Here is a 584-nt window from a genome sequence, read left to right on the forward strand (position 1 = left end):
CCGCCGTCCAGCCGCACCCCGGGCCCCGACGGGACCCGCATCGAGGTGATCGTCCCCGGCGCGGGCAGGAAGCCCCGGCCCGCGTCCTCGGCGTTGATCCGGAACTCGATGGAGTGGCCGCGCAACACCGGGTCGTCGTAGCCCAGCATCTGGCCGTCGGCGATGCGGAACATCTCGCGGACCAGGTCGATGCCGGCGACCTCCTCGCTGACCGGGTGCTCGACCTGCAGCCGGGTGTTGACCTCCAGGAAGGAGATCGTGCCGTCCTGGCCGACGAGGAACTCACACGTGCCGGCCCCGACGTAGCCCGCCTCGCGCAGGATCGCCTTGGAGGAGGAGTACAGCAGCTGCAGTTGCTCGTCGGTCAGGAACGGTGCGGGGGCCTCCTCGACGAGTTTTTGGTGGCGGCGCTGCAGTGAGCAGTCGCGGGTGGAGACGACCACGACGTTGCCGTGGGTGTCGGCCAGGCACTGGGTTTCCACGTGCCGGGGCCGGTCCAGGTAGCGCTCGACGAAGCATTCGCCGCGGCCGAAGGCGGTGACGGCCTCGCGGACGGCCGATTCGTACAGGTCGGGGATCTCTTC

1 pseudogene is annotated in these 584 nt (G+C 70.0%); it reads right to left on the reverse strand.

Annotation, left to right across the window (positions count from 1 at the left end):
- Positions 1-584: pseudogene (locus tag HHX30_RS40390) on the reverse strand (acetyl-/propionyl-CoA carboxylase subunit alpha); the annotation flags it as partial.

The organism is Microbispora sp. H10836 (assembly GCF_012999525.1).
In the GTDB taxonomy this organism is placed as follows: Bacteria; Actinomycetota; Actinomycetes; order Streptosporangiales; family Streptosporangiaceae; genus Microbispora.